Annotated in this window: 31 protein-coding genes and 1 riboswitch; of the genes, 22 read left to right on the forward strand and 9 right to left on the reverse strand. The window is 65.5% G+C overall.

The window, feature by feature from the left end:
- The first annotated feature begins 87 nt into the window (after positions 1-87).
- The 3 genes from J6525_RS14070 (at position 88) to J6525_RS14080 (ending at position 1,993) form a co-directional block, all read left to right on the forward strand.
- Positions 88-810 (forward strand): TetR/AcrR family transcriptional regulator, encoded by a 723-nt coding sequence (locus tag J6525_RS14070; RefSeq protein WP_225645213.1) that lies wholly within the window; start codon positions 88-90, stop codon positions 808-810.
- Positions 811-912: 102 nt separating this feature from the next.
- Positions 913-1,794, forward strand: a complete 882-nt coding sequence (locus J6525_RS14075) for a DMT family transporter (RefSeq protein ID WP_225645113.1) — start codon at positions 913-915, stop codon at positions 1,792-1,794.
- 58 nt (positions 1,795-1,852) lie between these two features.
- Positions 1,853-1,993: a hypothetical protein gene (locus J6525_RS14080; RefSeq protein ID WP_157347178.1), complete on the forward strand. Its 141-nt coding sequence runs from the start codon at positions 1,853-1,855 to the stop codon at positions 1,991-1,993.
- Positions 1,994-2,019: 26 nt separating this feature from the next.
- Here the strand turns inward: J6525_RS14080 and J6525_RS14085 are convergent, their stop codons facing one another.
- Entirely contained in the window at positions 2,020-2,271 is a 252-nt protein-coding gene (locus J6525_RS14085; RefSeq protein WP_092086584.1) for a hypothetical protein, read from the reverse strand.
- Between the two features lie 179 nt (positions 2,272-2,450).
- Here J6525_RS14085 and J6525_RS14090 point away from each other — a divergent pair, with 179 nt between their 5' ends.
- The 4 genes from J6525_RS14090 to crcB all read left to right on the forward strand — a co-directional run bounded on the left by J6525_RS14090 (position 2,451) and on the right by crcB (position 3,535).
- Positions 2,451-2,627 carry a hypothetical protein gene (locus J6525_RS14090; protein ID WP_167350454.1) on the forward strand — a complete coding sequence of 59 codons (177 nt, stop codon included), beginning with the start codon at positions 2,451-2,453 and terminating at the stop codon, positions 2,625-2,627.
- 37 nt (positions 2,628-2,664) lie between these two features.
- Positions 2,665-2,787, forward strand: coding sequence for a hypothetical protein (locus J6525_RS46940; protein WP_256521238.1), 123 nt, complete (start codon positions 2,665-2,667; stop codon positions 2,785-2,787).
- A gap of 62 nt (positions 2,788-2,849) precedes the next feature.
- A riboswitch (Fluoride riboswitch) is annotated at positions 2,850-2,910 on the forward strand.
- Positions 2,911-2,978: 68 nt separating this feature from the next.
- Entirely contained in the window at positions 2,979-3,152 is a 174-nt protein-coding gene (locus J6525_RS14095) for a hypothetical protein (RefSeq protein ID WP_157347175.1), read from the forward strand.
- Positions 3,149-3,535 carry a fluoride efflux transporter CrcB gene (crcB, locus tag J6525_RS14100; protein WP_225645115.1) on the forward strand — a complete coding sequence of 129 codons (387 nt, stop codon included), beginning with the start codon at positions 3,149-3,151 and terminating at the stop codon, positions 3,533-3,535. The genes J6525_RS14095 and crcB overlap by 4 nt, the downstream gene beginning before the upstream one ends.
- On the opposite strand, the gene J6525_RS14105 is transcribed toward crcB, so the two are convergent.
- Positions 3,532-3,786, reverse strand: a complete 255-nt coding sequence (locus J6525_RS14105) for a hypothetical protein (RefSeq protein WP_050387215.1) — start codon at positions 3,784-3,786, stop codon at positions 3,532-3,534. The genes crcB and J6525_RS14105 overlap by 4 nt on opposite strands.
- A 207-nt stretch (positions 3,787-3,993) precedes the next feature.
- On the opposite strand from J6525_RS14105, the gene J6525_RS14110 reads away from it, so the two are divergent.
- From J6525_RS14110 to J6525_RS14135, 6 genes are all read left to right on the forward strand, one after another.
- Positions 3,994-4,215, forward strand: coding sequence for a hypothetical protein (locus tag J6525_RS14110; RefSeq protein WP_057016139.1), 222 nt, complete (start codon positions 3,994-3,996; stop codon positions 4,213-4,215).
- Between the two features lie 152 nt (positions 4,216-4,367).
- Positions 4,368-5,060, forward strand: coding sequence for a transglutaminase-like domain-containing protein (locus J6525_RS14115; protein ID WP_225645117.1), 693 nt, complete (start codon positions 4,368-4,370; stop codon positions 5,058-5,060).
- Between the two features lie 43 nt (positions 5,061-5,103).
- Positions 5,104-6,033: a DMT family transporter gene (locus tag J6525_RS14120; protein ID WP_225645119.1), complete on the forward strand. Its 930-nt coding sequence runs from the start codon at positions 5,104-5,106 to the stop codon at positions 6,031-6,033.
- Positions 6,034-6,116: 83 nt separating this feature from the next.
- Complete coding sequence (locus tag J6525_RS14125; RefSeq protein ID WP_225161316.1) at positions 6,117-6,299, forward strand: hypothetical protein; 183 nt, start codon at positions 6,117-6,119, stop codon at positions 6,297-6,299.
- 136 nt (positions 6,300-6,435) lie between these two features.
- Positions 6,436-6,609: a hypothetical protein gene (locus J6525_RS14130; protein ID WP_168857994.1), complete on the forward strand. Its 174-nt coding sequence runs from the start codon at positions 6,436-6,438 to the stop codon at positions 6,607-6,609.
- A 350-nt stretch (positions 6,610-6,959) separates the two neighbouring features.
- A complete protein-coding gene (locus tag J6525_RS14135; protein ID WP_225645122.1) occupies positions 6,960-7,352 on the forward strand; it encodes a hypothetical protein in 393 nt (130 codons plus the stop codon).
- A gap of 181 nt (positions 7,353-7,533) precedes the next feature.
- Here the strand turns inward: J6525_RS14135 and J6525_RS14140 are convergent, their stop codons facing one another.
- The 3 genes from J6525_RS14140 to J6525_RS14150 all read right to left on the reverse strand — a co-directional run bounded on the left by J6525_RS14140 (position 7,534) and on the right by J6525_RS14150 (position 9,738).
- Entirely contained in the window at positions 7,534-7,974 is a 441-nt protein-coding gene (locus J6525_RS14140) for a hypothetical protein (RefSeq protein WP_225645125.1), read from the reverse strand.
- Positions 7,975-8,140: 166 nt separating this feature from the next.
- A complete protein-coding gene (locus J6525_RS14145) occupies positions 8,141-8,512 on the reverse strand; it encodes an ElaB/YgaM/YqjD family protein (RefSeq protein ID WP_016842979.1) in 372 nt (123 codons plus the stop codon).
- Positions 8,513-8,625: 113 nt separating this feature from the next.
- Positions 8,626-9,738: an AI-2E family transporter gene (locus tag J6525_RS14150; protein WP_225645127.1), complete on the reverse strand. Its 1,113-nt coding sequence runs from the start codon at positions 9,736-9,738 to the stop codon at positions 8,626-8,628.
- 227 nt (positions 9,739-9,965) lie between these two features.
- On the opposite strand from J6525_RS14150, the gene J6525_RS14155 reads away from it, so the two are divergent.
- The 3 genes from J6525_RS14155 to J6525_RS14165 all read left to right on the forward strand — a co-directional run bounded on the left by J6525_RS14155 (position 9,966) and on the right by J6525_RS14165 (position 11,702).
- A complete protein-coding gene (locus J6525_RS14155; protein WP_225645129.1) occupies positions 9,966-10,778 on the forward strand; it encodes a L,D-transpeptidase in 813 nt (270 codons plus the stop codon).
- Between the two features lie 27 nt (positions 10,779-10,805).
- The gene (locus J6525_RS14160) at positions 10,806-11,435 is read left to right on the forward strand and encodes a DUF2865 domain-containing protein (protein WP_225645131.1); all 630 of its coding nucleotides are present in this window, start codon (positions 10,806-10,808) and stop codon (positions 11,433-11,435) included.
- A 111-nt stretch (positions 11,436-11,546) separates the two neighbouring features.
- Positions 11,547-11,702 (forward strand): Thivi_2564 family membrane protein, encoded by a 156-nt coding sequence (locus J6525_RS14165; RefSeq protein WP_016842974.1) that lies wholly within the window; start codon positions 11,547-11,549, stop codon positions 11,700-11,702.
- 392 nt (positions 11,703-12,094) lie between these two features.
- Here J6525_RS14165 and J6525_RS14170 read toward each other — a convergent pair whose 3' ends face one another.
- Positions 12,095-14,257 carry a malate synthase G gene (locus J6525_RS14170; RefSeq protein WP_225645133.1) on the reverse strand — a complete coding sequence of 721 codons (2,163 nt, stop codon included), beginning with the start codon at positions 14,255-14,257 and terminating at the stop codon, positions 12,095-12,097.
- Between the two features lie 201 nt (positions 14,258-14,458).
- Positions 14,459-15,706 carry an MFS transporter gene (locus tag J6525_RS14175; protein WP_200844478.1) on the reverse strand — a complete coding sequence of 416 codons (1,248 nt, stop codon included), beginning with the start codon at positions 15,704-15,706 and terminating at the stop codon, positions 14,459-14,461.
- A gap of 79 nt (positions 15,707-15,785) precedes the next feature.
- On the opposite strand from J6525_RS14175, the gene J6525_RS14180 reads away from it, so the two are divergent.
- Positions 15,786-16,784, forward strand: coding sequence for an AraC family transcriptional regulator (locus J6525_RS14180; protein WP_225645134.1), 999 nt, complete (start codon positions 15,786-15,788; stop codon positions 16,782-16,784).
- A 125-nt stretch (positions 16,785-16,909) separates the two neighbouring features.
- On the opposite strand, the gene cysC is transcribed toward J6525_RS14180, so the two are convergent.
- Together cysC and cysD are read right to left on the reverse strand one after the other, a co-directional pair.
- The gene (gene cysC, locus J6525_RS14185; protein ID WP_225645136.1) at positions 16,910-18,829 is read right to left on the reverse strand and encodes an adenylyl-sulfate kinase; all 1,920 of its coding nucleotides are present in this window, start codon (positions 18,827-18,829) and stop codon (positions 16,910-16,912) included.
- 81 nt (positions 18,830-18,910) lie between these two features.
- Entirely contained in the window at positions 18,911-19,705 is a 795-nt protein-coding gene (gene cysD, locus J6525_RS14190; protein WP_092086542.1) for a sulfate adenylyltransferase subunit CysD, read from the reverse strand.
- A gap of 247 nt (positions 19,706-19,952) precedes the next feature.
- On the opposite strand from cysD, the gene cysG reads away from it, so the two are divergent.
- From cysG to J6525_RS14215, 5 genes are read left to right on the forward strand one after another with little or no spacing between them, the layout of a single operon-like run.
- Positions 19,953-21,404 (forward strand): siroheme synthase CysG, encoded by a 1,452-nt coding sequence (gene cysG / locus J6525_RS14195; RefSeq protein ID WP_225645138.1) that lies wholly within the window; start codon positions 19,953-19,955, stop codon positions 21,402-21,404.
- Positions 21,401-21,718 carry a DUF2849 domain-containing protein gene (locus J6525_RS14200; RefSeq protein WP_028334721.1) on the forward strand — a complete coding sequence of 106 codons (318 nt, stop codon included), beginning with the start codon at positions 21,401-21,403 and terminating at the stop codon, positions 21,716-21,718. Before cysG ends, J6525_RS14200 begins: the two co-directional genes overlap by 4 nt.
- A gap of 12 nt (positions 21,719-21,730) precedes the next feature.
- Positions 21,731-23,386 (forward strand): nitrite/sulfite reductase, encoded by a 1,656-nt coding sequence (locus J6525_RS14205; protein WP_057016151.1) that lies wholly within the window; start codon positions 21,731-21,733, stop codon positions 23,384-23,386.
- Positions 23,373-23,888: a DUF934 domain-containing protein gene (locus tag J6525_RS14210; RefSeq protein WP_028334723.1), complete on the forward strand. Its 516-nt coding sequence runs from the start codon at positions 23,373-23,375 to the stop codon at positions 23,886-23,888. The genes J6525_RS14205 and J6525_RS14210 overlap by 14 nt, the downstream gene beginning before the upstream one ends.
- Complete coding sequence (locus J6525_RS14215; protein ID WP_038386135.1) at positions 23,885-24,613, forward strand: phosphoadenylyl-sulfate reductase; 729 nt, start codon at positions 23,885-23,887, stop codon at positions 24,611-24,613. The genes J6525_RS14210 and J6525_RS14215 overlap by 4 nt, the downstream gene beginning before the upstream one ends.
- Positions 24,614-24,665 lie beyond the last annotated feature (52 nt).

The following is a 24,665-nucleotide window of genomic DNA, read 5'->3' on the forward strand; positions in this document are numbered from 1 at the left end:
TTGACCATAGTCAATTAACTCGCATAGTGCAAGGGCGGGGTTGCCATCGGGGCGGGTGCGCGGCATGGAGGCGCGAGGCAGATGGGGATGTCGATCGTGGAGCGAGCCAAAGGCGCACGGCGCTTTCAGCGCAGGGCGCGCCAGGAGGCCGACAAGGAGGCGCTGAAGGCGCTGATCCTTAAGACCGCGCGCAAGGAGTTCGCCGCCGGCACGCTGGAGACCGTATCGATCCAGAAGATCGCCGACGTGATCGGCTACTCAAAGGGCACCGTCCTCAAATATTACCCGACCAAGCTGTTGCTGCTGCTCGCCGTGAAGCAGCAGAATCTCGAGGCGGTCGCCGAACGCCTCGAGCGGGTCCGCGCGGAGACGGCCGACAGCGATCTGCGGCTGCGGCGCGTGATGGAAACCTATCTCGATTACTGGGCCGACAATCCCGATCACTTCCGCTCACTGTTCTCGATGTCCGGTACGATCGAGGACCGCCGTTTTCCCGACGGCGTCTATTTCGGCGAGACCGAGATCGCGCGCCGCAGCTACGAATTGTTCGTGATCTCGGTGCGGGAATATCTGGCGGCACATGGCGCCGAGCCGGCGCCTGGCCTGCCGCAGCGGCTCGCGACCGCGCTGCTGGCGGCGACCCACGGCGTGGTCGCGCTCACGCTCGGCACGCCGACCATGAAACTGCCCGACATGCGCGGCACCGGCCGCCTGCTCATCGCAAGCCTGATCGATGCCTGGACGGCAAGGCTTGCCGCCGCTCGGAAAAACGACGGCTGGCCGCGGATCACGATCGGCACCTTCGCCTGACGGAGCGGTGTCCGCACGTGCCGCGCGTCCCTGCATAGGCTACGTCCCCCTCATACGCGAAGCGATGTGGAATCCCGGGCGTTCGCCTGCTAAGCGCCGCCCATGGATACGACGCAGCGCGATCGAACGGTGGGCTTTCTCTGTCTGGTGGTGACGGCCTTCGGCTGGGCCCTGAACTGGCCGCTGATGAAGCTGTTGCTGCAGCAATGGCCGCCGCTGTTCGCCCGCGGGCTTGCCGGCACCTGCGCGGCGGTGATCCTGGCCACGCTGGCGCTGGCCCGCGGACAGTCGCTCGCCGTGCCGCGCGAGGCGATCCCGCGGCTGCTGTTTGCCTCCCTCACCAATGTCTTCGCCTGGATGGGCTTTGGCACCATCGCGATGAAATTCGTCACGGTCGGCGAGGGCGCGCTGCTCGCCTACACCATGCCGATCTGGGCGATGCTGTTCGCCTGGCCGGTGCTGCACAGCCGCCCGACGCTGCGGGATCTTGCGGCGCTCGTGCTCGGCGTCGCCGGCGTTGCGCTCCTGCTCGGCGGCAATGGCTTTGCGTTCAGTGCCGACAAGCTCACCGGTATCGCGCTGGCGCTCGCCTGCGCCATCCTGTTCGCGCTCGGTAACGTGCTGAATCGCAAGCCGCTGCCGATGCCGCCGCTCGCGGTGGTGGCCTGGCAGGTCGGCATCGGCTGTCTTGTGATGCTCCTGCTCGGCATTCTCTTCGAGCATCCGAACTATGCCGCGATCACGCCGCTCGGCCTCGGCTGCTTTGCCTACATGACGCTGATGCCGATGGGCATCTGCTATCTCACCTGGTTCGAGACGCTGCGCCGCCTGCCGCCGACCCCGGCGTCAACGGGCATGCTGCTGGTGCCGGTCATCGGCGTGGTGTCGGCCGCGATCATTCTCGGTGAGCCACTGGGGCTGCGCGAGATCGGCGCCATGGCACTGACGCTCGGCGGCGTAACGCTGGCGCTGCAGCGAGCCTGACGCAGGCGAGGGAACGGACATCGGTGCATCGCGTTCTCCCGAAAAAGGGAGCTTGGCCATGCGCAAGGCGATCGCGCGGCTTGATGCGGAGCAGAGGGCGCAACTGCTTTATCTCGCAGATCTCGGCACGGCGATGTTCACGTCGGCCCTCGTGGTGTGCAGCCTGAAGGCGATTGTCGACCTGTTCGCCGCAGGCTGAACCGCGACGTCAGCGCCAACGCGCCATCAATCCTCTTGCGCCTCTTGCGGCGCATCGCTCTGGGTGTGCCCATCCGGCCCCCGGTTGAACACCCCGTAATCGCTCGATTTCACGCCTGCCGCCCCATCGGTGCCACCGCCGGCCAGACCGAGCTTGAGCAGCTCGCGGACCGCCGCGGCGCGGGTCGGCATGCGGTGCTTGAAGCGGAAATCGTCGAGGGCTGCCAACTCCTCTGGCGACAGCATGACCTGAAGCCGTTCGGCGCGAAGCTCATTCATCGCAAAACACCCAGACTTAGCTTGTTGAGTAATTCGCTAAACCGCCAAACTCGCGTGAGGTTCCATCGGTTGAGACAAAAACGCTGATTGAGTATAATTATCAAACGAAATCAATAACTTATACAATAAATAAGGGAACGATCCGGCTGCCCATCTCGTTATGTGGGTGGAGAGATGCCATGGCCAACCACGTCAAGCTTCCCCGCAAGCTGTCCGAGGAGCCGGAAGCCCCGAAACCGCGGCGCCCGAGCCACGCAAAAGTCATCGAGCAACTGGACCGCTGGGCCAATAGTCCCGGTCTTCAACCGCCAAAGGTCGACAATGCAGAGGACGATTCAAAAGCGGAAGCGATCTGAACCCCACACATTCGAGCAGCGCCTCGAGGAACATCGCGTGCGACTTGAAAGCCGGCTCGCGCAATTGCCGCGCGGAGCCGAGCGCGAGCAGATTGTCGCGCGCATCGAGCAGCTGCGGACAGCCGTCGAATTGAACGCGATGCTGTCGACGGCCGGCTGAGCCGAGAAGCGAAACGGCGGAACGGCCCGCTTGCTCCCGCCGCTCCATCCGCCTACCATTCCCATGTTGATGGGGATGGAGTCCCCCGATAACCGCCGCAAGGCTGATGACTCCTACCGGGCGCGACAGCGTCGGTAGGAGCATGCGCCACCGCCGACCCGCCGTGTCCCGCGAATGAGAAGGGACAGCGCATGACGGGTCTTCCTGGTTCACTCTCAATCGCATTGTCGCTGGTCGGGTCGATCTGGCTCGTCGGTGTCGTCGCCCTGCTGGTCGGCGCGCCGGGCGAGCTGGTCGCGGCGACCTTCGTGCTTGGGTTGGTGGCGGGCTTCATCGAATGGCGAGCCGGAAAGGTGGAGCATTGAACGTTCAGTTGTTGGCGGCGGTCGCGATCGGCGGTTCGCGGGGATCGGTCGCGCGCTATCTGGTGGCGATCGGCGCGGGGCGCCTGGTCGGTACGGAATTTCCCTGGGGCACGCTGGTGATCAACATCGTGGGTTCATTCCTGATCGGCGCCTTCGCGGAGGCGTTCGCGCTGAGCTGGAATGCCAGCCAGGCGATGCGGGTGTTTCTCACCGTCGGCATTTGCGGCGGCTTCACCACCTTCTCGACCTTCTCGCTCGATGCGATCGTGCTGATGCAGCGCGGCGAGCTATGGTCGGCCGGCACCTACATCGCGGCCTCCATCGCGCTCTCGATTTTCGCGCTGTTCGGCGGCCTGCTGCTGGTGCGGGCGTTCACAGCCTAGTCAGTCGCGCGGCGGCCGGTGCGTGGATTGAGCGGTGCGGTCGGCGGCCGTCGCAGCGCTTCGGGCAGGAACGGTTCGCCCCGCCGAGGCGAGGCGTCGGCACGCACATCGGCGGCCCATTGCGCACGTTCGTGCGGCGTCTGGTTGTCGTCGAAAGTTCGCTTCACATCGACGCCGCCGACGGGATCGTTGACGCCGTTCCGGCTGGCGGGATGGTCGACGCCGCTGTGGATGTCACTGGAGTTGCCCATCGCGGCCTCCGTGCTCGGCTGATCCGGATCAGGATTTGATCCTGGATCCAGGACTTCTGTACCAACGTGGCCGGCGCAGGCGCCGTTCCAAACATGAAAGTGAAGGGCGGGAGGTACCGTCCGCCGCCCGGAATCCTTGGCGCGTCCGGGACCAGCCGGTAGGATGGAACCCGGATGGCAGCCAGGAACCAAGGGAAAGACCGGGGAATGAAGCATATCGACGTCGCGGTGATTGCTGCCACGCTGTGGCTGCTGGCGTCGATGGTGCTGGACATCCTGACGCCGAAGTCGCTCACCGCGCTGATGATCGCCGCCGCGCTTGCGCCGCCGTTCCTGATCGGGATCGGCATCCATTTCGCACGTGAATATTTCAAGGCGAGGCGGCGCAGCTACCCGCCGCCGCAGTTGGACGAACACTTCAAGAACTAGAGCGTTTTCGAGCGAAGTTGGCACCGGTTCGCGTGAAGAAAACGCGTCAAAACTAGAATCCAGAGCCCCGTTTCGATTCAATCGGAGCGGGGCTCCGGCCGGGCAGCGCTGCGGGAGGGGCTGCACATGCTGCATTGAACTGCGCACATGGCTTGCTAAGCTTATGCCATGACCGAGCATCTCCCCGATACGATCAGCCGCCTTTACACCGACCCTGGCGAATATGTCGACAGCGACCATCCCGCGAGGCGTTCGCCCGCGCCGCCGTTCCGTCTGACGCCAGCGCGCGCGACAAGGCGCGCCGGCTCTACACCGCGGTGCGCGACGGCATCCGCTACAACCCCTATGTCAGCATGCGCTCGCCCGAGAGCTACCGGGCCTCCAGCGTGCTCGCCGCCAGCAACGGCTACTGCGTCGGCAAGGCGGCGCTCTATGCCGCGGCCTGCCGGGTCCACGGCATCCCGGCGCGTGTCGGCTTCGCCGATGTGCGCAACCATCTCACCACCGAGAAGCTGCGCCAGAGTATGGGCTCGGACCTGTTCACCTGGCACGGCTTCACCGAAGTGTTCGTCGATGGCGCCTGGCGCAAGGCGACCCCGACCTTCAACGACACGCTGTGCGCCAAGCTCGGCGTCAAGCCGCTCGATTTCGACGGCCACGCCGACGCGCTGCTGCATCCCTTCGACGGCGAAGGGCGCGCCTACATGCAGTATGTCAACGACCACGGCAGCTATCACGACGTCCCCGCCAAATTCCTGATGCGCGAGATGGCGCGCGAATACGCCGACATGCAGGGCGAGGATCTCGCCGGCCGCGACATGGAGCGCGAGGCGGCCGAGCAGTAGCGGACGTGTGAACCGATCGCGCGCCGGCTGAGGGGGCGGTGTCATGGATGCGGAGCCGCCGAAAGCGCAGGTCAGCCGCCCCGCCAAAGGCTGGGAGGACGCGGTCGCGCTGACCGGCTTCATCCTGGTCGCGGTCGGCCAGGCCTCCAACCAGGTTCTGGCGCGCGGGCTTGCCGGCTCGGTGCCGCCGTTCTCGCTCGCCTTCTTCCGCTGGAGCATCATCGCCATCGGCCTCGCGCCATTTGCGATCGCAGCGATCCGCGACGGCAAGATCCCGCTGGCGCAGAACCTCTGGCCGATCCTCGCCGCCGGCTTCCTCGGCATGTTCCTGTGCGGCGGCCCGGTCTACATCGCCGGCATCACGACCACGGCGATCCACATCGCGCTGATCTTCGCGCTGTCGCCGATCATGGTGCTGCTGATCTCGGCGGCGCTTGGCATCGAGCAAATCGGTCCGCTGCAATGGCTCGGCACGGCGCTGGCGCTCGGCGGCGCGCTCCTGATCGTCTCGGGCGGTCATCTGGAAACGCTGACGCAATCGAGCGCGGCGGCCTGGGGCGATCTCCTGGTGGTATGCGCGATGCTCGGCTGGTCCGGCTACACGCTGCTGCAGTCGCGCGTCGCGCCGCGCGCCTCGCTGCTGGCGCGGGTCAGCCTGTTCTCGGCGGCCGGCGCGCTGTGCTCGCTGCCGCCGGCGCTGCAGGAGATGTGGGCTACGCCGGCGGAGGTGTTCAACACCCGGGCGTTCGAGGCCTATGTCTTCGCCGGCCTCGTGCCCGGCCTGATCGCCTATGCCGGCTTCGCCTGGCTCGGCGCGAGATTCGGCTCGGTGCGGAGCTCGCTGGTGCTCTACGTCGCACCGATCGCGAGCGCGCTGCTGTCCTGGATCATCCTCGGCGAGCCGCCGAAGCTGATCCATCTGGTCGGCGGTCTTTTGATCCTCGGCGGTGTCTGGGCGAGCCTGCGCAAATAGATCCGGTTCCTTCCCAAGGTGCAACCTTTTCCGGCCTCGTGCGTTGAATCCAGCGTTGATTCAAGAGCTTAGTCGGAGGTCGCATGAATCTTACTCCCCAGCAGCGCAAGGACCGTGATGCGCAGCGTCAGCAAGACGCATCGCAGGCGATGAAGGAGCATCGCGCCAGCGAGAAGGCGTTCTACGACAACTTCCAGCGCCTCAAGGCCGAGCGGCAGGCGCGCGAAGCCGCGGAGTCACGGAAGACGAAATCCGCTTCGAAATAAGCGCTTGGAGTCACACCCACCAATCCGGATGGCCCGGATCTGATCGACCGAGAAGGAGCGGAAGCGAGGGGGCGAGCACGGCGCAAACAAGCTCGCCCCGAAGACGAGAAATCTCCAGGCTTATGGAGGACGTCAGATGTACTTTGCCGATCAGAAAACGGTCACCTGCAAATGCGGTGAGCCCTTGAGCGAATTGATGCTCGTCGACGACCAGACAACCGGAATCAAGTTTCACGTCGGTCGTTGCCCGTCATGCCGTGAAGTGACGGTTGTTCGATCCCAGGACATGCCATCGAACGACAATGCCTGACGCGGACGGTCCTCTCGCGAGTGGCAGGACCGGCTTTGGTTTCAGATTTTTCGATTGCGACCGGTGAGCGACAGGCCGGCTGACGCATCGTTCGCGGCACACCAGAAAAAGAGCAGGGCGCGACCGGCATCACCACGGTCGCGCCCTACGTCGCCGGTCAATGGGGCAGGGGGAATAACCGGCTCTTCCAAAGACTCGCAGACCCCCTGAGTCGTTCCGCACAAGCGAAAATATTTTCGTACACGGTTAAGTGATGGCCGGACGCGAGAACCCCGCGGGTTTCGTTCGCGTTGTGTCCGGGATCGCCAAGGGATCGTCGAGCGAATTTCCATGGGGCGAGGGACATCACCATGTCAAAGATTCAGATGGGAATTTTCGCTGCGCTGGCGGCTGGGCTGACGCTTGGCGCCGTCCAGCTGGCATCTGGCCACGATCTCATCGGCCGCCAGCAGGTCACCACCGCACTGGCGCCGGAGAGCGCCGTCAATCGCGCCGCCAAGACCGACCGTGCCACGGTTCCGGTCATCGGCCTGCCGAGCCGGACCGTTGCGCTGAAGGTCGAGCGGCTTCCCGATACGTCGGTGCTGGTCCGCGTCCCCGTGGCCAAGGAAGAGGCGCGCCATCGCCCCGCGGTGCCGGCTCGGGCACGGCCCGGCGACACCCGCAAGGTGGCCTGCGAGCCCGTGGTCAGCGTGCTGACCGAAGTGGCCAAGCTGCTGCAGCCCGGCCGCTGCGTGACCTGAAAAGGGCGAAGCGCTATCGCAACAAGCAAACGCTGTCATCGCCCGCGAAAGCGGGCGATCCGGTACGCCGCGGCCATCCGCTTAATCACAGCTGTCTCTGGAATACTGGATCGCCCGGTCAAGCCGGGCGACAACGACAGTTGTCGGTGCTGGTTTCGCGCTATTGTTGCAAGCGAGAAGGCTATTCCTCCTCGTCCGCCTCGCCGCTGCTGGCGGCGCTGCGGCTTGCCATCAGGCCAAGCGCGAGGCCGCCGATCGCCAGGATCGGGATCAGCCGCTTCGCCCCGATGGCCCGCACGATCTGCAGGCCGGTAGCGATCACCACCGGATCGGCAAACACATTGGCCGCGGCGGCCTTTGCCGCCTTCTCGGCGCGGCGGCGCATCTCGCGCTTGCGCACGATGTAGACGCTGGCGGTGATCAGCGTGACGACAAGGAACAGCGCGGCGCCGGCGAGGCACGCTTCCACCGGCCCGTAGTGCTGCAGCACGTAGACGAAGGCGGCCGCGCACAGAAAGCCGATGGTGATGAACAGCGCGATCGCGGCGGCCGCGGCCAGCGACGTCAGCCGCAGCGCGTTGCCGGTGGAATCCTTGACGTCATTGATCAGCCGCTGAAGCATCGACCAGCCCTGCCCTGAATCTTGCCCTGAATCTTGCCTTGAGCCTTGCCCTGAAGAGCGCGTCGACAAACGCGGCGGCGGCGCGCCAGCGCCGCCATCGCATCCAGAGGGGTGGTTTCCGCGTGATCGCCACCATGGGGCTCATCCCCCGGAGACCGCAGATTGCCTAGCGACGCCAGGTGACGCCGATCAGGAAGCCGAGACCGAGCGCAAGGCCGACCGTCGCCAGCGGCCGCTGCGTGATCATATCTTCCAGCGATTCCTCGATCGAGGATGCGGCATCCTGCGCCGCGCCCATCATCGCGCTGCCGCGCTCCGACATGTCGTCGAGTGTATCTTCCGCACTGGCGCGCGCATCCTTGTAGCGGCGGCGAGCCTGCTTGCCCGCGTTGTTGGCAAACGAGTTCAGCGCGTCGGTGATCTGTTCGGTGAGGGCGGCGATATCGTTCTTCACGGCGGTGACATCCTTTTCAAGGCGTTCGTAGGTCGCTTTGTCCGTCATGTTCTTGATCCCAAATGCGCTGTCCGTGCTCGACATCGAAAAGCTCCCGGAGAACTTGTGTGCTGGAACAAAAACGCGCCGCGCGGTGCATGGTTCCAGCCGTGAAACCGGGCTTTCAAACGGTGCCGGCTTCGCTCGAGAACGCCTTGCTACTCCTCCGGCAGCTGCGGCGAATTGACCGGCATCAAATGCTCCTTGACGATCAGTGCCACGATCAGGAGCGGCGACGACAGGAAGGCGCCCATCGGGCCCCATAGCCAGGTCCAGAACGCCAGCGCCAGGAAGACTGCCAGCGCGTTCAGCGACAGCCTGCGGCCGACGATCGTCGGCGTGACGAAATGTCCTTCCATGAAGGTCACAACCGCAAAACATGCCGGCGCGATCAGCCCGGCGCCGATGGTCGGCGAGGCGATGATGCCGACCGCGACCAGCACGACGAACATCGCGATCGGCCCGATGATCGGAACGAAGTTCAGCGTCGCGGCGAGCGCTCCGAGCCCGGCCGGGTTTGGCATGCCCGTTGCCGCGCAGATCGCGCCGGTGATGATGCCGACGCCGACATTGATCATGGTCACCATCAGGAGATAATTGCCGAGATGGGTCTCGACCTCGTTGAGGATGCGCAGCGTACGCAGCCGCGCCGTGCGTTCGCTGAATGCCATCACCAGTGCGCGGCGCAGATCCTTCCAGCTTGCGATGAACAGGATCAGGGTCGCGATGAACAGCAGGAATTCGGCGAAGGTCGGCGACAGGAATTCCAGCGTCGGCTGCACCCATTCGAATTTCGGCAGTTGGAGCGTAGCCAGCGTATCGGAGCCGCCGACCATGGTCTGCAATTCCTGCCACAGCGCGAGCGGCCGGTCGAACACGTGCAGCTTCTCCTTCAGGATCGCGCCGAGCTCGGGCAGCCGCGAGCTCCACTCCATCACCGGCGAGGCAATCAGCCCGACCATGAAGCTGACGGCGGCGCCGACCGCGATCACGATGACGACCGCGCCGAGTGCGCGCGGAATCCGATACCGTTCGAGCATGCCCGCCGCCGGCGACAGCATGGTGCCGACGATGAAGGCCATGGTGATCGGGAGGAAGAAGGCGCGTGCGAAATAGAGCACCGCGACAATGACGATAACCAGCAGGGCCATCAATGCGAAAGCGACGGCCTCGGCGCGGCTGACAACCGGCGGCAGTTCGATCTTGCTGTCGGGGACTGGCGTGCCTTCGGGCGCTTTGCCAAGCAGGTCTTCACTTGGAAAGGCGCGCACCGAACTCCTCCCGCGTGAGGACGAACAAACCCGTCGCGTGGTCGCCCCGCGCGTCGAATGGCGCGATGACAACGGGCCGCTCCTCGGAAAGTTCCGTCGCGCGTTCGTGAGACGTGACGGGTTGACAATCGCGGCTTCGCGACGATTCGCGGCGGAACCGACTCGCGACCATGCGCGTTGGCCCGGCATCGCATCACCACGATGCGCATCCCGTTCAGGGGCAGCACATGACACAGCAGTCTGTTTCCAGCCGCCGGCTTGCGTCGCGCGCCGCGCGCACCCTTGCCCTCGCCAGCGTCCTGCTTGCGACGCCGCTTGTCGTCACCACGTCGGCCAGCGCCCAGGTCCGTTCTTCCGCGCTCGGCTATGCGTCGACGCAGCCGGGCGCATTTCCCGCCGACGAGGTGATGAACGACCCCTCGAGTGGGACAGGCGAGGACGGCGCGCTGCCGGAGCGGCTGCGCCGGACCACCGTCGCGCTCAACACGACCGAGGCGCCCGGCACCATCATCATCGATACCGGCAACACCGCACTGTATTACGTGCTTGGCGGCGGCCGGGCGATCCGCTACGGCGTCGGCGTCGGCCGTGAGGGGTTCACCTGGGCCGGCACACAGACCATCAGCCGCAAGGCCGAATGGCCGGACTGGCATCCGCCGGCCGAGATGATCAGGCGCCAGCCCTATCTGCCGCGCTTCATGGCCGGCGGCCCCGGCAACCCGCTCGGTGCGCGCGCGATGTATCTCGGCTCCAGCGAATACCGCATCCACGGCACCAACGATCCCTCGACGATCGGCAAGTTCGTCTCGTCCGGCTGCATCCGCCTGACCAATGAAGACGTTTCCGACCTGTTCAGCCGGGTCGATGTCGGCACCAGGGTCGTGGTGCTGCCGAAGAACGCGCCGCACCTCGCCGCGCGCGAGATCGGCCCGACCACGACGCAGATCTCGGTCCGGCCGGCACAACCGCGGCCTGCGGTGACGACGCTGCCGTCCGGCCGTCAAGCAATGAACATCCCGCCGGCTTCCTCGTTGTACTGACGATCGATGTTGTACTGAGGGCCGGTGATGGTGACGCGATACTCCAGGCGGTGGGCGTTCGGGACCGCGGCAGTGCTTGGCCTGTCCCTTGCGCCTGCGGCGCAAGCCCAGGATTTCTTCTCGCAACTGTTCGGCGGCTTGATGCAGGGCCGCCCGCCGATGATCCGGATGCCGTTCGACGATGGCCCGCCTATGATGCCGCGGGTCGAGCGTCGTCCACGCTATGACGTCGGCCAGGCCTATTGCGTGCGGACCTGCGACGGCCGCTATTTCCCGCTTGCTGCGACCGGCAACCAGAGCAAGGCGGAAAGCTGCAACAGCTTCTGTCCGGCGAGCGCGACCGAAGTGGTCTATGGCGGCAATATCGACAACGCCGCGACGGAAGACGGCAAGCCGTATTCCGAGCTGCCGAACGCGTTCCGCTATCGCGACGAGCTGGTCTCGGGCTGCACCTGCAACGGCAAGGACTCTGTCGGCCTCGCCGCGGTGAAAATCGAGGACGATCCGACCTTGCGCAAGGGCGACATTGTCGCCGGCAAGGACGGGCTGATGTCGGTGAGCCGTCCGGACCGGCGCGGCGCGCAGCTCAACTTCACGCCGGCGCCGGATCGCATCCGCGCCAAATATGGCCGGCCGGCAGTGGTGGCGCGCGAGTAGCGTCGATTACACCGCGGCGGCCGGCTTTGTTCCTGGCGCGGAACCGGCCTGCCTCCTGCACGTTAGCAAAGGGCGAACGGCACATTCACCGATGCCATTAGGGGGCTCCGCATGCTCGTCGGCGTACTCGTCACCTTCCTTGTCGTTATTCTTGTTCTTTATCTCATCAACATGCTGCCGCTCGACGGCCGCGCCAAGCAGATCGCGCGCGCCGTCGTCATCATCATCGGCATCGTCTCGCTGCTGAAGTATTTGGCGGTGTTCTAGGTTCGTCATTGCGAGGAGCGAAGCGCAACCATCCTCATCGTCGTCCCTGCCTGGTGCGCAATCGCGCGCTAGGCAGGGACGACAATGACGGTGGTCGTGATTCAACTTGTCAAACAGCTTCTCGGTGTCGTCACCCGCGCATGCATGCGCGGGTGATGACACGGCGAGGGCGTTTGCATGATTTCGGGATAATGGAAATGTAGAGCTGATTTGCCCGACGAGTCAAGTCGCCGTATCCGCCGGCACCTTTGCATGGGGTTGTTTTCGATAATTTGGCAGTGCGCCCCTGCGACGGCAGGCTATCGCATCCGGCTCTTCCCGGCGTCACTCGCGGCGCCAACATAAAAGCCCCGGCTCGCGCCGGGGCTTTTGCTTGTCGTCGGGCTATTGGATCAGCCCGCGGCCTTGGCCTCGCGGCGGCGCGCGGTGAGGATGTATTCGGTATAGCCGTTCGGCTGCGTGCGGCCCTCGAAGATCAGGTCGCAGGCGGCCTTGAAGGCGGTGCCATCGAACGCGGGCGCCATCGGCTTGTAGAGCGAATCGCCGGCGTTCTGCTTGTCGACGACGACGGCCATGCGCTTCAGCGACTCCATCACCTGGTCCTTGGTGATGACGCCCTGATGCAGCCAGTTCGCGAGGTGCTGGCTCGAGATGCGCAGCGTGGCGCGGTCCTCCATCAGGCCGACATCGTGGATGTCGGGCACCTTGGAGCAGCCGACGCCCTGGTCGATCCAGCGTACGACGTAGCCGAGGATGCCCTGGCAGTTGTTGTCGATCTCCTGCTTCACGTCGTCGGGCGCCCAGTTCGCCTGCGACACCGGGATGGTGAGGATGTCGGAGAGCTTTGCGCGCGGCCCGCCCTTGGCGAGCTCCTGCTGCCGGGCGATCACGTTGACCTGGTGATAGTGCAGTGCGTGCAGCGTGGCCGCGGTCGGCGACGGCACCCAGGCGGTGGTGGCGCCGGCCTGCGGGTGGCCGATCTTCTGCGCCAGCATGTCGGCCATCTTGTCGGGCGCGGCCCACATGCCCTTGCCGATCTGGGCATGGCCGGGCAGGCCGTCGATCAGGCCGTTGTCGACGTTCCAGTCCTCATAGGCCTTGATCCACGGCTGCGCCTTCATGTCGTTCTTGCGGATCATCGGACCCGCTTCCATCGAGGTGTGGATCTCGTCGCCGGTACGGTCGAGGAAGCCGGTGTTGATGAACATGATGCGCTTGGAGGCGCGCTGGATGCAGGCCTTGAGGTTGACCGTGGTGCGGCGCTCCTCGTCCATGATGCCGACCTTCAGCGTGTTCTCCGGCAGGCCGAGCATCTTCTCGACCTCGGCGAACAGGTCGCAGGTCAGCGTCACCTCGTCGGGGCCGTGCATCTTCGGCTTGACGATATAGGCCGAGCCGGTGCGGCTGTTCTTGACCTTGGAATTGCCCTTGAGGTCGTGGATCGCGAGCAGGCCGGCGACCGCGGCATCCAGGATGCCTTCCGGAATCTCTTCGCCCTTGGTGTCGAGCACGGCGTCGGTGAACATGTGGTGGCCGACATTGCGCATCAACAGCAGGCTGCGGCCGTGCAGCTTCAGCTCGCTGCCGTCGGGCTTCTTGTAGACGCGGTCGGCATTGAGCGAGCGGGTCAGCGTCTTGCCGCCCTTCTCGAAATCGGCCGACAGCGTGCCGTTCATCAGGCCGAGTGTGTTGCGATAGACCAGCACCTTGTCCTCGGCGTCGACGGCAGCGACCGAGTCTTCCATGTCGAGAATGGTGGAGACCGCCGATTCCAGGATCATGTCGGCGACGCCGGCCGGGTCGTCCTTGCCGATCACGTTGTTGCGGTCGATCTTGACCTCGACATGCATGCCGTTGTTGACGAGCAGGATCGCGGAAGGCTGGGCGGCGTCGCCCTGATAGCCGGCGAACTGGGCGGCATTCTTCAGCGCGGTCGAGTTGCCGCTCTTCAGCTTGACCGAGAGCTGGCCCGCGATCACGGCGTAGGAGGTGACGTCGGTGTGGCTTCCGGTCGCAAGCGGCACGGCGGCGTCGAGGAAGGCCTTCGCCTTCGCGATCACCTTGTCGCCGCGGGCCTTGTTGTAACCACGGCCAGCTTCGCTCGGATCGTGCGGGATCGCGTCGGTGCCGTAGAACGCGTCGTACAGCGAACCCCAACGCGCGTTGGCGGCGTTCAGCGCGTAGCGGGCGTTGGTGAGCGGCACCACCAGCTGCGGGCCGCAGATCTTGCCGATTTCCTCATCGACATTTGATGTCTCGACCTTGTGGGTCGCGGGCTCGGGCAGCAGGTAGTCGATGTCCTTGAGGAACGCGGTGTAGGCGTTGATGTCGAACGCCTTGCCCTTGTTGGCGCGATGCCAGTCGTCGATCTTGGCCTGCAGCGTGTCGCGGACCGCGAGCAACTCGCGGTTCTTCGGTCCGAGCTTCTGGATGATGGCGGCAAGTCCGGCCCAGAACGCATCCGGGGCGATCCCGGTTTTCGGCGTCGCCTCCTTGGCGATGAAATCGAACAGGACAGGGGCGATCTTCAATCCATGGGCATCGACACGAGTCATGATGGGCTTTCTCAAAGAAATGGGGCGTTTAGGGGCTGTTTTCAGAAGAAATCAGCAAAAAACGCGCCAAAGGGCCGCGTTCACGGCCCTTTTAGCCCTAAAGTCCCGGTTCTGAGAAGGCCCCCTTTCCGGCCCCACGCGCACCGTCACGCGGGCACCCTGAATTTTCCAAACGCCGGGGTTCGCTCCCGGAAAGACCCGTCAGGGCGCCCCGGTGCGTACCTTGCTGGCGATCAGCAATGCAGCGAGCACCAGGGGAATTGCGCCCGCTACGAACACAGCGGCTGCGCCCATCAGATCGAGCACCAGCCCGCCGCCGGCCGCACCCATGGTGATGCCGAGGAAGATCGAGGCCACGGTCAGTCCGGTCCCGCTCTCGGTCTCGTCGGGCACCATGCGGGTGATCCATGTCGTGGTCGCGACCGGTACGCCGCTGAAGGCGAAGCCCCAGAGTGCGACCAGCACCAGAGCCGGAATGACGTCCTTGCCAAAGACCGAGAGCAACAGACCGATCACGCTGATCGCCAGCGGCATCGCGATCAGCGTGAGCTTGAGTTTGCGCTCGGCCATCAGCCCGCTCGCGAACGAGCCGAGGTAGTTCGCGACGCCGAAGGCAAGCAAGGTCGCCGCAACTCCGGCGGCGCCCAGCCCGGTCACGCTCTCGAGGAATGGACGGATATAGCCGAAATAGCCGAAGTGTCCGGTGAAGACCAACGTTGCCGCCAAGATGCCGGCGCCGATCCCCGGCCGTGTCAGGATGTCGATCAGGGTGTCGAGCCCGGCTTCTCCCCTTGGGGCCAAACGCGGCAGAGCGAGTGCCTGGATGACGAATACCGCTGCGCCCAATGCCGTCGCGAGCAGGAACACGGAGCGCCAGCTCGCCACCTCGCCGAGATAGCTGCCGAGCGGAACGGCAATGATCATCGCGGCGGGAATGCCGCTCATCACGATCGACAAGGCCCGGGCAACCAGCGACGGCGGCACCAGCCTGATCGTCGTCGCTGCCGCCATCGCCCAAAACCCGCCGATGGCAAGGCCGAGCACGATCCGCGCGGCCAGCAGGAACGTGATGCTCGGCGCCAGCGCCACCAGCAGATTGGAGATCACCAGGAGAATCGAAAAGCTGAGCAGCACCGGCTTTCGATTGAACCTGCGCGTCAGTGTCGGCGTGAACAATGCTCCGACCAGCCCGGCCAGCGAGGTCGCGGTCACGGCCTGACCGGCGAGGCCCGGACTCACACCGAGATCGCGCGCCATCGGCGTCAACAGGCCGGACGGCAGGAACTCGGCCGTCAGAAGTGCGGTGACGCCCAGCATCATGGCCGCGACGGCGCCCCAGGCGGGCCTTTCCGGTGAGGCCGGCTTGTCACCAACCTTGAGCGCGGCGTCGCCCGGCATCAGCGCAACGGCATCGGCGTGCGCCAGAGCGGGGTCCACTTCTTGATCCATTGGCCGAACCTTCCATCTATGTTGCACCGCCGCAGACATAGGCTGGAGGTTTTGGACGATCTATGCCATAAACGCCCCAATGTTTGATCGTTCGTCCAAATCGTCCACCGTCGATACGACCGACGCCGCCGTCGATCTGGTGAGCGAGTTGCTGCTCGGCATGCGGCTTGAGGGCGTTCACTACCGTCGGGTCGAGACGCGGGTGCCCTTCGGGTTTCGGTTCGAAACGCCGTACGGACGCGCGCAATTCCACTTCGTTGCACATGGCACGGCACTTCTGCGCTACGCCGATGCGACGCTGCTTCCCCTTGGATGCGGTGACGCAATTTTCCTGCCGCGCGGCGGCGCGCATGATCTTGTCTCGGCCCCGGATGAGCCGAGTTGCGATGTCGAGCGTTTCAAGACCGAGACGCTGTGCGGCAATGTCGATGTGACATCGGCCTGCCCTGAAGGATGCCCGCAGGACGAGTCGGTCCTGGTCTTCAGCGCCTGCATGAATTTCGATCTTGGCGGCATGCGCCCGCTGATCGCGCTGATGCCGGAGGTGATGCGGGCCGACACGTTGCTTGCGCGCCAGCCGGAGATCGAACCGATGCTGAAGGCCATGGAGCGGGAGACCTGCACGCCGCGGGCCGGCTCCGTCGGCGTGATGGCGCGGCTCGCCGATGTGCTCGCCGCGTCGATCGTGCGTGGCTGGGTCGAGTGCGGCGGCGACAACGCCATGGGCTGGTTCGAGGCCTTGCGTGATCCGCGTCTCGGCCGCGCGATCGGCGCGCTGCATCGCGCGCCCGGCCGCAACTGGACTGTTGCTGAATTGGCGGCGGAGGCGGGTTGCTCGCGTTCGCTGTTCGCCGAGCGCTTCCAGGCCATGACCGGGCAATCGCCGCTGCGCTATCTTGCCGAGCTGCGCATGCGTCTCGCGACACAGTGGATCAAGCATGAACGCCAGCCGATCGATGTGATCGCCCAGCGGCTTGGCTATGCGTCACAGGCGGCGTTCAGCCGCGCGTTCAAGCGTGTCACCGGGCAATCGCCGGGGATGGTACGGCACGGGGCCGCAAGCCGCGCGGCGGAATAGGCTCAACACCGCCGTCTGCCCCGCTGCAAGCGGGGCATCCGGTACGCCGCGGCCTATCGGCTCGATAATTGCTGTCTCTCGAATGCTGGATCGCCTGGACAAGCCGGCGATGACAGCAAGAGAAGCTAAATATTCGCCGCGAGGTCGGTCAGTTCGTCGAACAGGATGCCAGTCGTGGCCAGCATCCGCTCGATCTCGTCGGTGGCATCGCTGACCGAGCGGTTCGAGGTGTCGATGGTCAATTCATTGCCGGTCGGCGGCTGGTAGTCATTGGTGATGCCGGTGAAAGACGGCAATCCGCCGGAGCGGGCCTTGGCGTAGTGGCCCTTCGGATCGCGGGTCTCGCAGATCTCGGCCGGCGTCGCGACATAGATCTCGCGGAACGCGCTGTCGGCGATGCGGCGAGCTGCCGCACGGTCGGCGGTCGATGGCGACACCGCGGCGACGATGGCGATATGGCCGTTGCGCGCCAGATGGGTCGCGACTTCGGCGAGGCGGCGGATGTTCTCCGCGCGGTCCTGCGGCGAGAAGCCGAGATCGCCGTTCAGCCCGGCACGCAGCGTGTCGCCATCAAGCAGGATCGGCGAGCCGCCATTGCCGAACAGGCGCCGTTCCAGCGCCCGCGCCAAGGTCGACTTGCCCGAGCCGGGCAGGCCGGTCAGCCAGATCACCGCGCCGTTGTGGTGGTAGCGCGCCGAGCGCTCGTCCGGCCGCAGCGCGGACTCCACCGGCACGATGTCGACCGGCACCGCCGGCCGGCCGGCGTCGACCGACAGCACGAGACCGCCGCCCGCGATACGGCCGTTGACCTCGATCACGAGGCGGCCGGTGCGCGGATTGTCGGTGTAGGGATCGGTTGCAACCGGCTGCGCCAGCGAGATGTCGATCTCGCCGACATGGTTGCGCGCGATCGCGGTGTTCTCTTCATTGGACAGCGCGCCGGGATCGACCGCCTTCTCGATCGCGACCACGGTGGCGCGGCTTTCCTTGGTGCCGAGCCGGATCAGGATTTGCTCGCCCTTGGTCAGCGGCTTGTCGTGCAGCCAGAAGATCCGGGCGCGGATGCGGCGGGTGTCGCGCGGGCTCTGCCCGGAATGTCCGATGATGTCGCCGCGCTCGAGGAACAGCTCGCGGTCGAGCGTGATGCCGACCGAGCGTCCGGCGCCCTGCGGGGCGCCGACCGGCGTCACCGGCCAGCTCTCGACGGTCTTGATCTGCGCGATCTTGCCGGTCGGCATAATCACGATCTCGTCGCCGGCCTTCAGGCTGCCGGATTCGATGCGGCCCGCCACGATGCGGCGGTCGTCGAACTTGTAGATCGCCTGCACGGGCAGCCGCAGCGGCAGCTCGGCCAGCGGGCGTGCCGGCTCGAGCGCATCGAGCGCCTCGACCACGGTCGGTCCCTTGTACCAGTCGATCCGCGCCGTGCGCTCGGCGACGCCGTCGCCGTCGCGCGCCGAGATCGGGATCACGGCTGTGGGGGTCACGCCGAGGCCGATCAGATGCGCGGAAATCTCGTCGCTGATCTCCTTGAAGCGGTCGGCGCTGAACTCGACGCGGTCCATCTTGTTGACCACGACCGCGACCTGCTTCACGCCGAGCAGATGCAGGAGATAGCCGTGCCGCCTGGTCTGGTCGCGCACGCCTTCGAGCGCATCGATGATCAGCACCGCACCGTCGGCCTGCGAGGCGCCGGTGATCATGTTGCGCAAGAACTCTGCGTGGCCGGGCGCGTCGATCAGCACGACGTCGCGCGAGCGGGTGCGGAAGCGGATCTGGGTGGTGTCGATGGTGATGCCCTGGTCGCGCTCGGTCTGCAGCGCATCGAGCAGGAACGACCACTCGAACGGCATGCCGCGCCGCGCGCTCACCGCCTTCAGCATTTCCAGCTTGCCGTCGGGCAGGCTGCCGGTCTCATGCAGCAGGCGCCCGACCAGCGTCGACTTGCCGTGATCGACATGGCCGACGATGACGATGCGCACCTGCGGCCGCGTCGTGCCGTTGGGCGTTGCCGAGATCGAGGCGGTAGGAAGGATCATGTTCATCGGAACGCTCGCACGAAGCTGGAAGCCAATTATTGCTTGAGACCGGTATTGCTTGAGACCGGGTGTTGCTTTGAGTGTTGGTCAGAGATAGCCGGCGACGCGCAGCCGCTCGAACGCATCCTCGGTCTCGTGGTCGAGCGCGCGGCCGGCACGCTCCGGGATCTTGGTGCCGTCGAGCTCGGTGAGGATCTCGTCGATGTTGGAGGCGGTGGAGGCGACCGGGAAGGTGATGTCGGCATCACCCAGCGAGCGGTAGCGCTTGCCGTCCTTGGCGAGATAGAGCGGGATGATCGGAATGCCTTCGCGCTTGGTGTAGGCCCAGATGTCGGCCTCGGTCCAATGCAGGATCGGATGGATGCGCAAATGCGCGCCTTGCGGCGGCGAGGCGTTGAACTGGTCCCAGAACTCCGGCGGCTGGTCGCGGACATCCCATTCGCCCTCGAGGCCGCGCGGCGAGAACACGCGCTCCTTGGCGCGGGTCGCCTCTTCGTCGCGGCGGATGCCGGCGATCAATCCGTCAAAGCCGAACTTGTTGAGCGCGAGCTTCAGCCCCTCAGTCTTGCGCGCGGCAGAACGCGCGGCCGGCGGCAGGGTCGGGTCGACGCTGTCGATCGGCGGGCAGGGCTCGACGCGCAGGTCGAGATCCCACTCCTTTCCGAAGCGGTCGCGGAACGCATACATCTCCGGAAATTTCTTGCCGGTGTCGACGTGCAATGCCGGGAACGGGACGCGGCCGAAGAACGCCTTGCGCGCCAGCCAGATCATCACGTTGGAATCCTTGCCGAGCGACCACAGCAACGCGAGCTTCTTCAGCCGGGCGAACGCTTCACGCAGAATGTAGATGCTCTGCGCCTCCAGCTCGTCGAGATGATCCATCGACGGAGGCGCCTGATTGGCGGGAATCCCCGGCACGGAAGATGCATTGCTAAGCGCTGCGGACCGCGTCCTGGCGGCGACGGATTCGTTGTCGAGAAGATGCATCTCTTGGCCTTGGCCTGTGGAGTTGAAAATTCTAAAGTTGCGCTGCAATAGAGAAGAAATAATTTTCTCTTTGCTGGCCTTGATCGAGAGATAAATAGAAAATAATTTCAGTCAACCCCCAAGTTGGGGAAGCGAGTGTCTGATGCGATATCTGCCGGTGTTTCTGGATCTGCAAAGCGGCAAGGTGCTGCTCGTTGGAGCGGGCGACCTCGCGCGCGCCAAGTTGCGGCTGCTCGCAGCCGCCGGCGCCGCGGTGCGCTGGTACGCGACCGACGGTGATCATGACATTGCCGGTCTTGCGGCGGAGGACGCCGCGCGGATCGAGCGCGCCGAAGGCGATCCGCTCACCGCCGATCTTTCCGATGTCATCGCCGTCCTCTGTGCCGGCGCAGACGAAATCGGTGTTGCGATGTCGGTGCGCGCCAAAGCGATCGGCCTGCCGGTCAACGTGATGGACGACCTCGTGCACTCCACCTTCATCATGCCGGCGATCGTCGATCGCGGCGATGTCGTGGTCGCGGTCGGCACCGGCGGCACGTCGCCGGTGGTCGCGCGCCGCATCCGCGAGAAGATCGAGGCGGTGCTGCCGGCGCGGATCGGCGATCTCGCCGGCTTCATCGGCGGCGTCCGCAAATCGATCCACGCCCGCATCGAGGAGTTTCCGCTGCGTCGCCGCTTCTGGGAGCGCATTGTCGACGGCCCGATCGGCGCGCTGGTGCTGGCCGGCCGCAAGGACGAGGCCGAGCAAGCGCTGAACGCGATCACCGATCCCGCCGCATTCGCCGGCGCCAGCGCGGAAGGCAAAGCCATCGGTCACGTGACGCTGGTCGGCGCCGGTCCCGGCGATCCGGATCTGCTCACGGTGAAAGCGTTGCGCGCGCTGCAGGATGCCGACGTCGTGTTCTATGACGAATTGGTGTCGTCCGAAATTCTCGACCGCATCCGGCGCGATGCGACGCGGATCCCGGTCGGCCGCCGTGTCGGCAAGCCCGGCATCGGCCAGGACGCCATCAATGCATTGATGATCGAGGCCGCGCGGTCCGGCCAGCGCGCAGTGCGTCTGAAGGGCGGCGATCCCTTTATCTTCGGCCGCGGCGGCGAGGAAATCGAGGCGCTGCGCGACGCCGGCGTCGCATACTCCATCATTCCGGGCGTCTCCGCCGGTCTGGGCGCGGCCGCGCAATTCGAAGTGCCGCTGACCTTCCGGCACGAGGCTCTGCGCATCACCTTCCTCACCGCGCACAAGGCGCGCGATGCCGAGGTCGTCGACTGGTCGGTGCTGACCGACAAGAAGATGACCGTCGTCGTCTATATGGGCATGACCGCGGCGCCCTCGATCCGCGAAGGCATGCTTGCCGCGGGCCGCTCGCCGGAGACGCCGGTCGGCGTGTTCGCGCGCGTGACGCGGCCGGACGCCAAGGCCGCGGTCGGCACGCTGGCGCGACTGCCCGAGCTGGTCAAACAGGTCGATGGCGGTCCCGCCATTCTCATCATCGGCGACGTGGTCGCGCATTCCGCGCCGTGGAGCCGGTCCAACGTCACCCAACTCTTCTCCAACCAGATGTTCTCCGAACTGCTGAAAGCTGCCGAATGACCTCTCCGCTTGAACAGAAGAAAATCAGGATTACGGGCCCCTCGGTGGTGACCGCCAACCGCACCTGGGATGGTGCCGTGGTGTACCGAACCGCCAAGCAAGGCTGGTCCACCGAACTGTCCGATTCCGCTGTCGTCAGCACCTCCGACGACGCGCGCGCTCTCTTGGCCGAAGCCACCGCCGACGATGTCGGCGCGGTCGGCCCCTACATCGCGCCGGTCGAGCTCAAGGACGGCGGCAAGCTCAAGCCGGGCAATCTTCGCGAACATATCCGCGCCAAGGGCGTCACGATCGATCTTCAGGTGCCGGCGTAAGGCTCATCCATCATGTATGCATATGACGAACTCGACCGCACGCTGATCAACGAGCGTGTTTCGGAATTCCGCGACCAGGTGAAGCGCCGCCTTTCCGGCGAGCTCACCGAGGACGAATTCAAGATCCTACGCTTGCAGAACGGCGTGTATTTGCAGCTGCACGCCTACATGTTCCGCGTCGCGATCCCCTACGGTACGCTGTCGTCGAAGCAGCTGCGCCGGCTCGCCCATGTCGCACGCCGCTACGACCGCGGCTACGGCCACTTCACTACGCGGCAGAACATCCAGTTCAACTGGATCAAGCTCGCCGAGCTGCCCGATGCGCTCGCCGATCTTGCGGAAGTCGGCATCCACGCGATGCAGACCTCCGGCAACAACATGCGCAACGTCACCTCGGACCAGTGGGCAGGGGTGGCGCCCGGCGAGATCGAGGATCCGCGCATCTGGTCGGAGATCTTGCGCCAGCACACCACGCTGCATCCGGAATTCTCGTTCCTGCCGCGCAAGTTCAAGATCGCGATCACGGCTTCCGAGCACGACCGCGCCGCGATCAAGATCCACGACATCGGGCTGCGGCTGCACAAGAATGCCGACGGCGAGACCGGTTTCGAGGTACTGGTCGGCGGCGGCCTCGGCCGCACGCCGTTCATCGCCAAGACCATCAAGCCGTTCGTGCACGGCCGCGACATCCTGAGCTATGTCGAGGCGATCCTGCGCGTCTACAACCAGTACGGCCGCCGCGACAACATCTACAAGGCGCGCATCAAGATCCTGGTGCACGAGCTCGGCATCGAGAAGTTCGCCAAGGAAGTCGAGGAGGAGTGGAAGGCGATGGGCGATGTCGGGCTGACGCTCGATCATGCCGCCATCGAGGAGGTCCGCTCGCGCTTCTCTTATCCGCCTTACGAGAAGCTGCCGCACATGCCGGACGAGCTGAAGCAGGCCGCGCATGATCCGCTGTTCGAGCGCTGGCGCAAGAACTCGGTGGCGCCGCACAAGGTGCAGGGCTATTCGATCGTGACGCTGTCGCTGAAGCCGGTCGGTGGCCCTCCGGGCGACGCCACCGCCGAGCAGATGGACGCGGTCGCCGACCTCGCGGACAAATATTCGTTCGGCGAGATCCGCGTCGGCCACGAGCAGAACCTCGCGCTGCCGCACGTCGCCAAGCGCGACCTGCCGCAGCTGTTCAAGGCGCTCGATCGCCTCGGCCTCGCGACGCCGAACGTCAACCTCGTCACCGACATCATCGCGTGCCCGGGGCTGGACTACTGCTCGCTGGCCAATGCGCGCTCGATCCCGATCGCGCAGGAGCTGACGCGGCGCTTCGCCAACCACGACACCGCCGACCTGATCGGCCGGCTGCACATCAACATCTCCGGCTGCATCAATGCCTGCGGCCATCACCATGTCGGCCACATCGGCATTCTCGGCGTCGAGAAGAACGGCGAGGAATTCTACCAGATCACGATCGGCGGCCGCGCCGACGAGAACGCGCAGTTGGGTACGCTGATCGGCCCGGCCGTTCCCTATGCGGAAGTCGCCGACGTGATCGAAGACATTGTCGAAGCCTATCTCGCACTGCGCGACCGTCCCGAGGAATTGTTCGTCGATACGGTGAAGCGTCTGGGCGTCGAGCCTATCAGGGAGCGGGTCTATGCCACTCGTTAAGCAGGGAAGAATCACGACCGATCTGTTCGTGCATGTCGCCGACGGCGCCGAACTGCCGGGCGACGGCGCGGTGCTGGTGAGCGCCGAGCGCTTTCTCGCCGATCCGGAGGCGCTGCTGCGCCGTCCCGGCAAGACGGGCGTGATCTGGCCGAACAACCGCAACCTCGACGATCTCGTGCCGCATCTCGATCGGCTGGCCTCGGTCGCGCTGGTGTTTCCGACCTTCCGCGACGGCCGCGCCTACAGCCAGGCGCGCCTGCTGCGCGAGCGTTACGGCTATGACGGCGAGCTGCGCGCCACCGGGCAGATCCTGCGCGACCAGTTCGTGTTCATGACGCGCGCCGGCTTCGACGCCTTCGAGGTGAAGAAGGATGCTGACGCCGACGCCTTTGCCGCGACCATGAAGCGCTATTCGGTGTTCTACCAGCCGACCGGCGACGGCCGCGTCACCGCACTCAACCGCCGCATGCAGCTGCGTCACTCGGAGAGCGCCGGCCAGTGAGCACGCTTGCACCAGAGCTCGCAGTGGCGCCGGCCGCATTGCCCGCGGCCGATGCGCTCGATCGCGCGCTGCGCACGGCCTCGCCCGCCGAGGTGATCGCGGCCGCGGTCAAGACGCTCGGCCGCGAGAAGGTGGCGCTGGTGTCGTCGTTCGGCACCGAGTCCGCCGCGCTGCTCAAGGTGATGGCGGATGTCGATCCGGCGATCCCGGTGGTGTTTCTCGATACCGGCTGGCTGTTCGAGGAGACGCTGGCCTATCGTGACACGCTGATCAAGACGCTCGGCCTCACCGACGTGCGCTCGATCAAGCCCGATGAGGAAGCGCTGTCGCGCCAGGATCCGGACCGCGAGCTGTGGTTCACCGATCCCGACGCCTGCTGCCGTATCCGCAAGGTCGAGCCCTTGGCGCGCGCGCTGAAACCGTTCGCCGGCTGGATCAACGGCCGCAAGCGTTTCCAGGGCGGTGCCCGCGCCGACATCCCGGTTGTCGAGGATGACGGCGTCAGGCTGAAATTCAATCCGTTCGCCAACGTCTCGCGCGAGGAGATCGAGGCGATCTACACGCTCGGCAAGCTGCCGCCGCATCCACTTGTCGCATCGGGATATCAGTCGGTCGGGTGTATGCCTTGCAGCAGCCGGTCCGCTGCCGGCGAGGATGCGCGCGACGGCCGCTGGCGCGGCCGGGCCAAGACGGAATGCGGCATCCATACGATGAAAATGTCGTAAGCATGATCCCTGGCGACAAACGCGAAGCGTTTGCGCGGGGGCGCCCAATCGC

The organism is Bradyrhizobium australafricanum (assembly GCF_020329495.1).
GTDB classification, from domain to species: Bacteria; Pseudomonadota; Alphaproteobacteria; order Rhizobiales; family Xanthobacteraceae; genus Bradyrhizobium; species Bradyrhizobium australafricanum.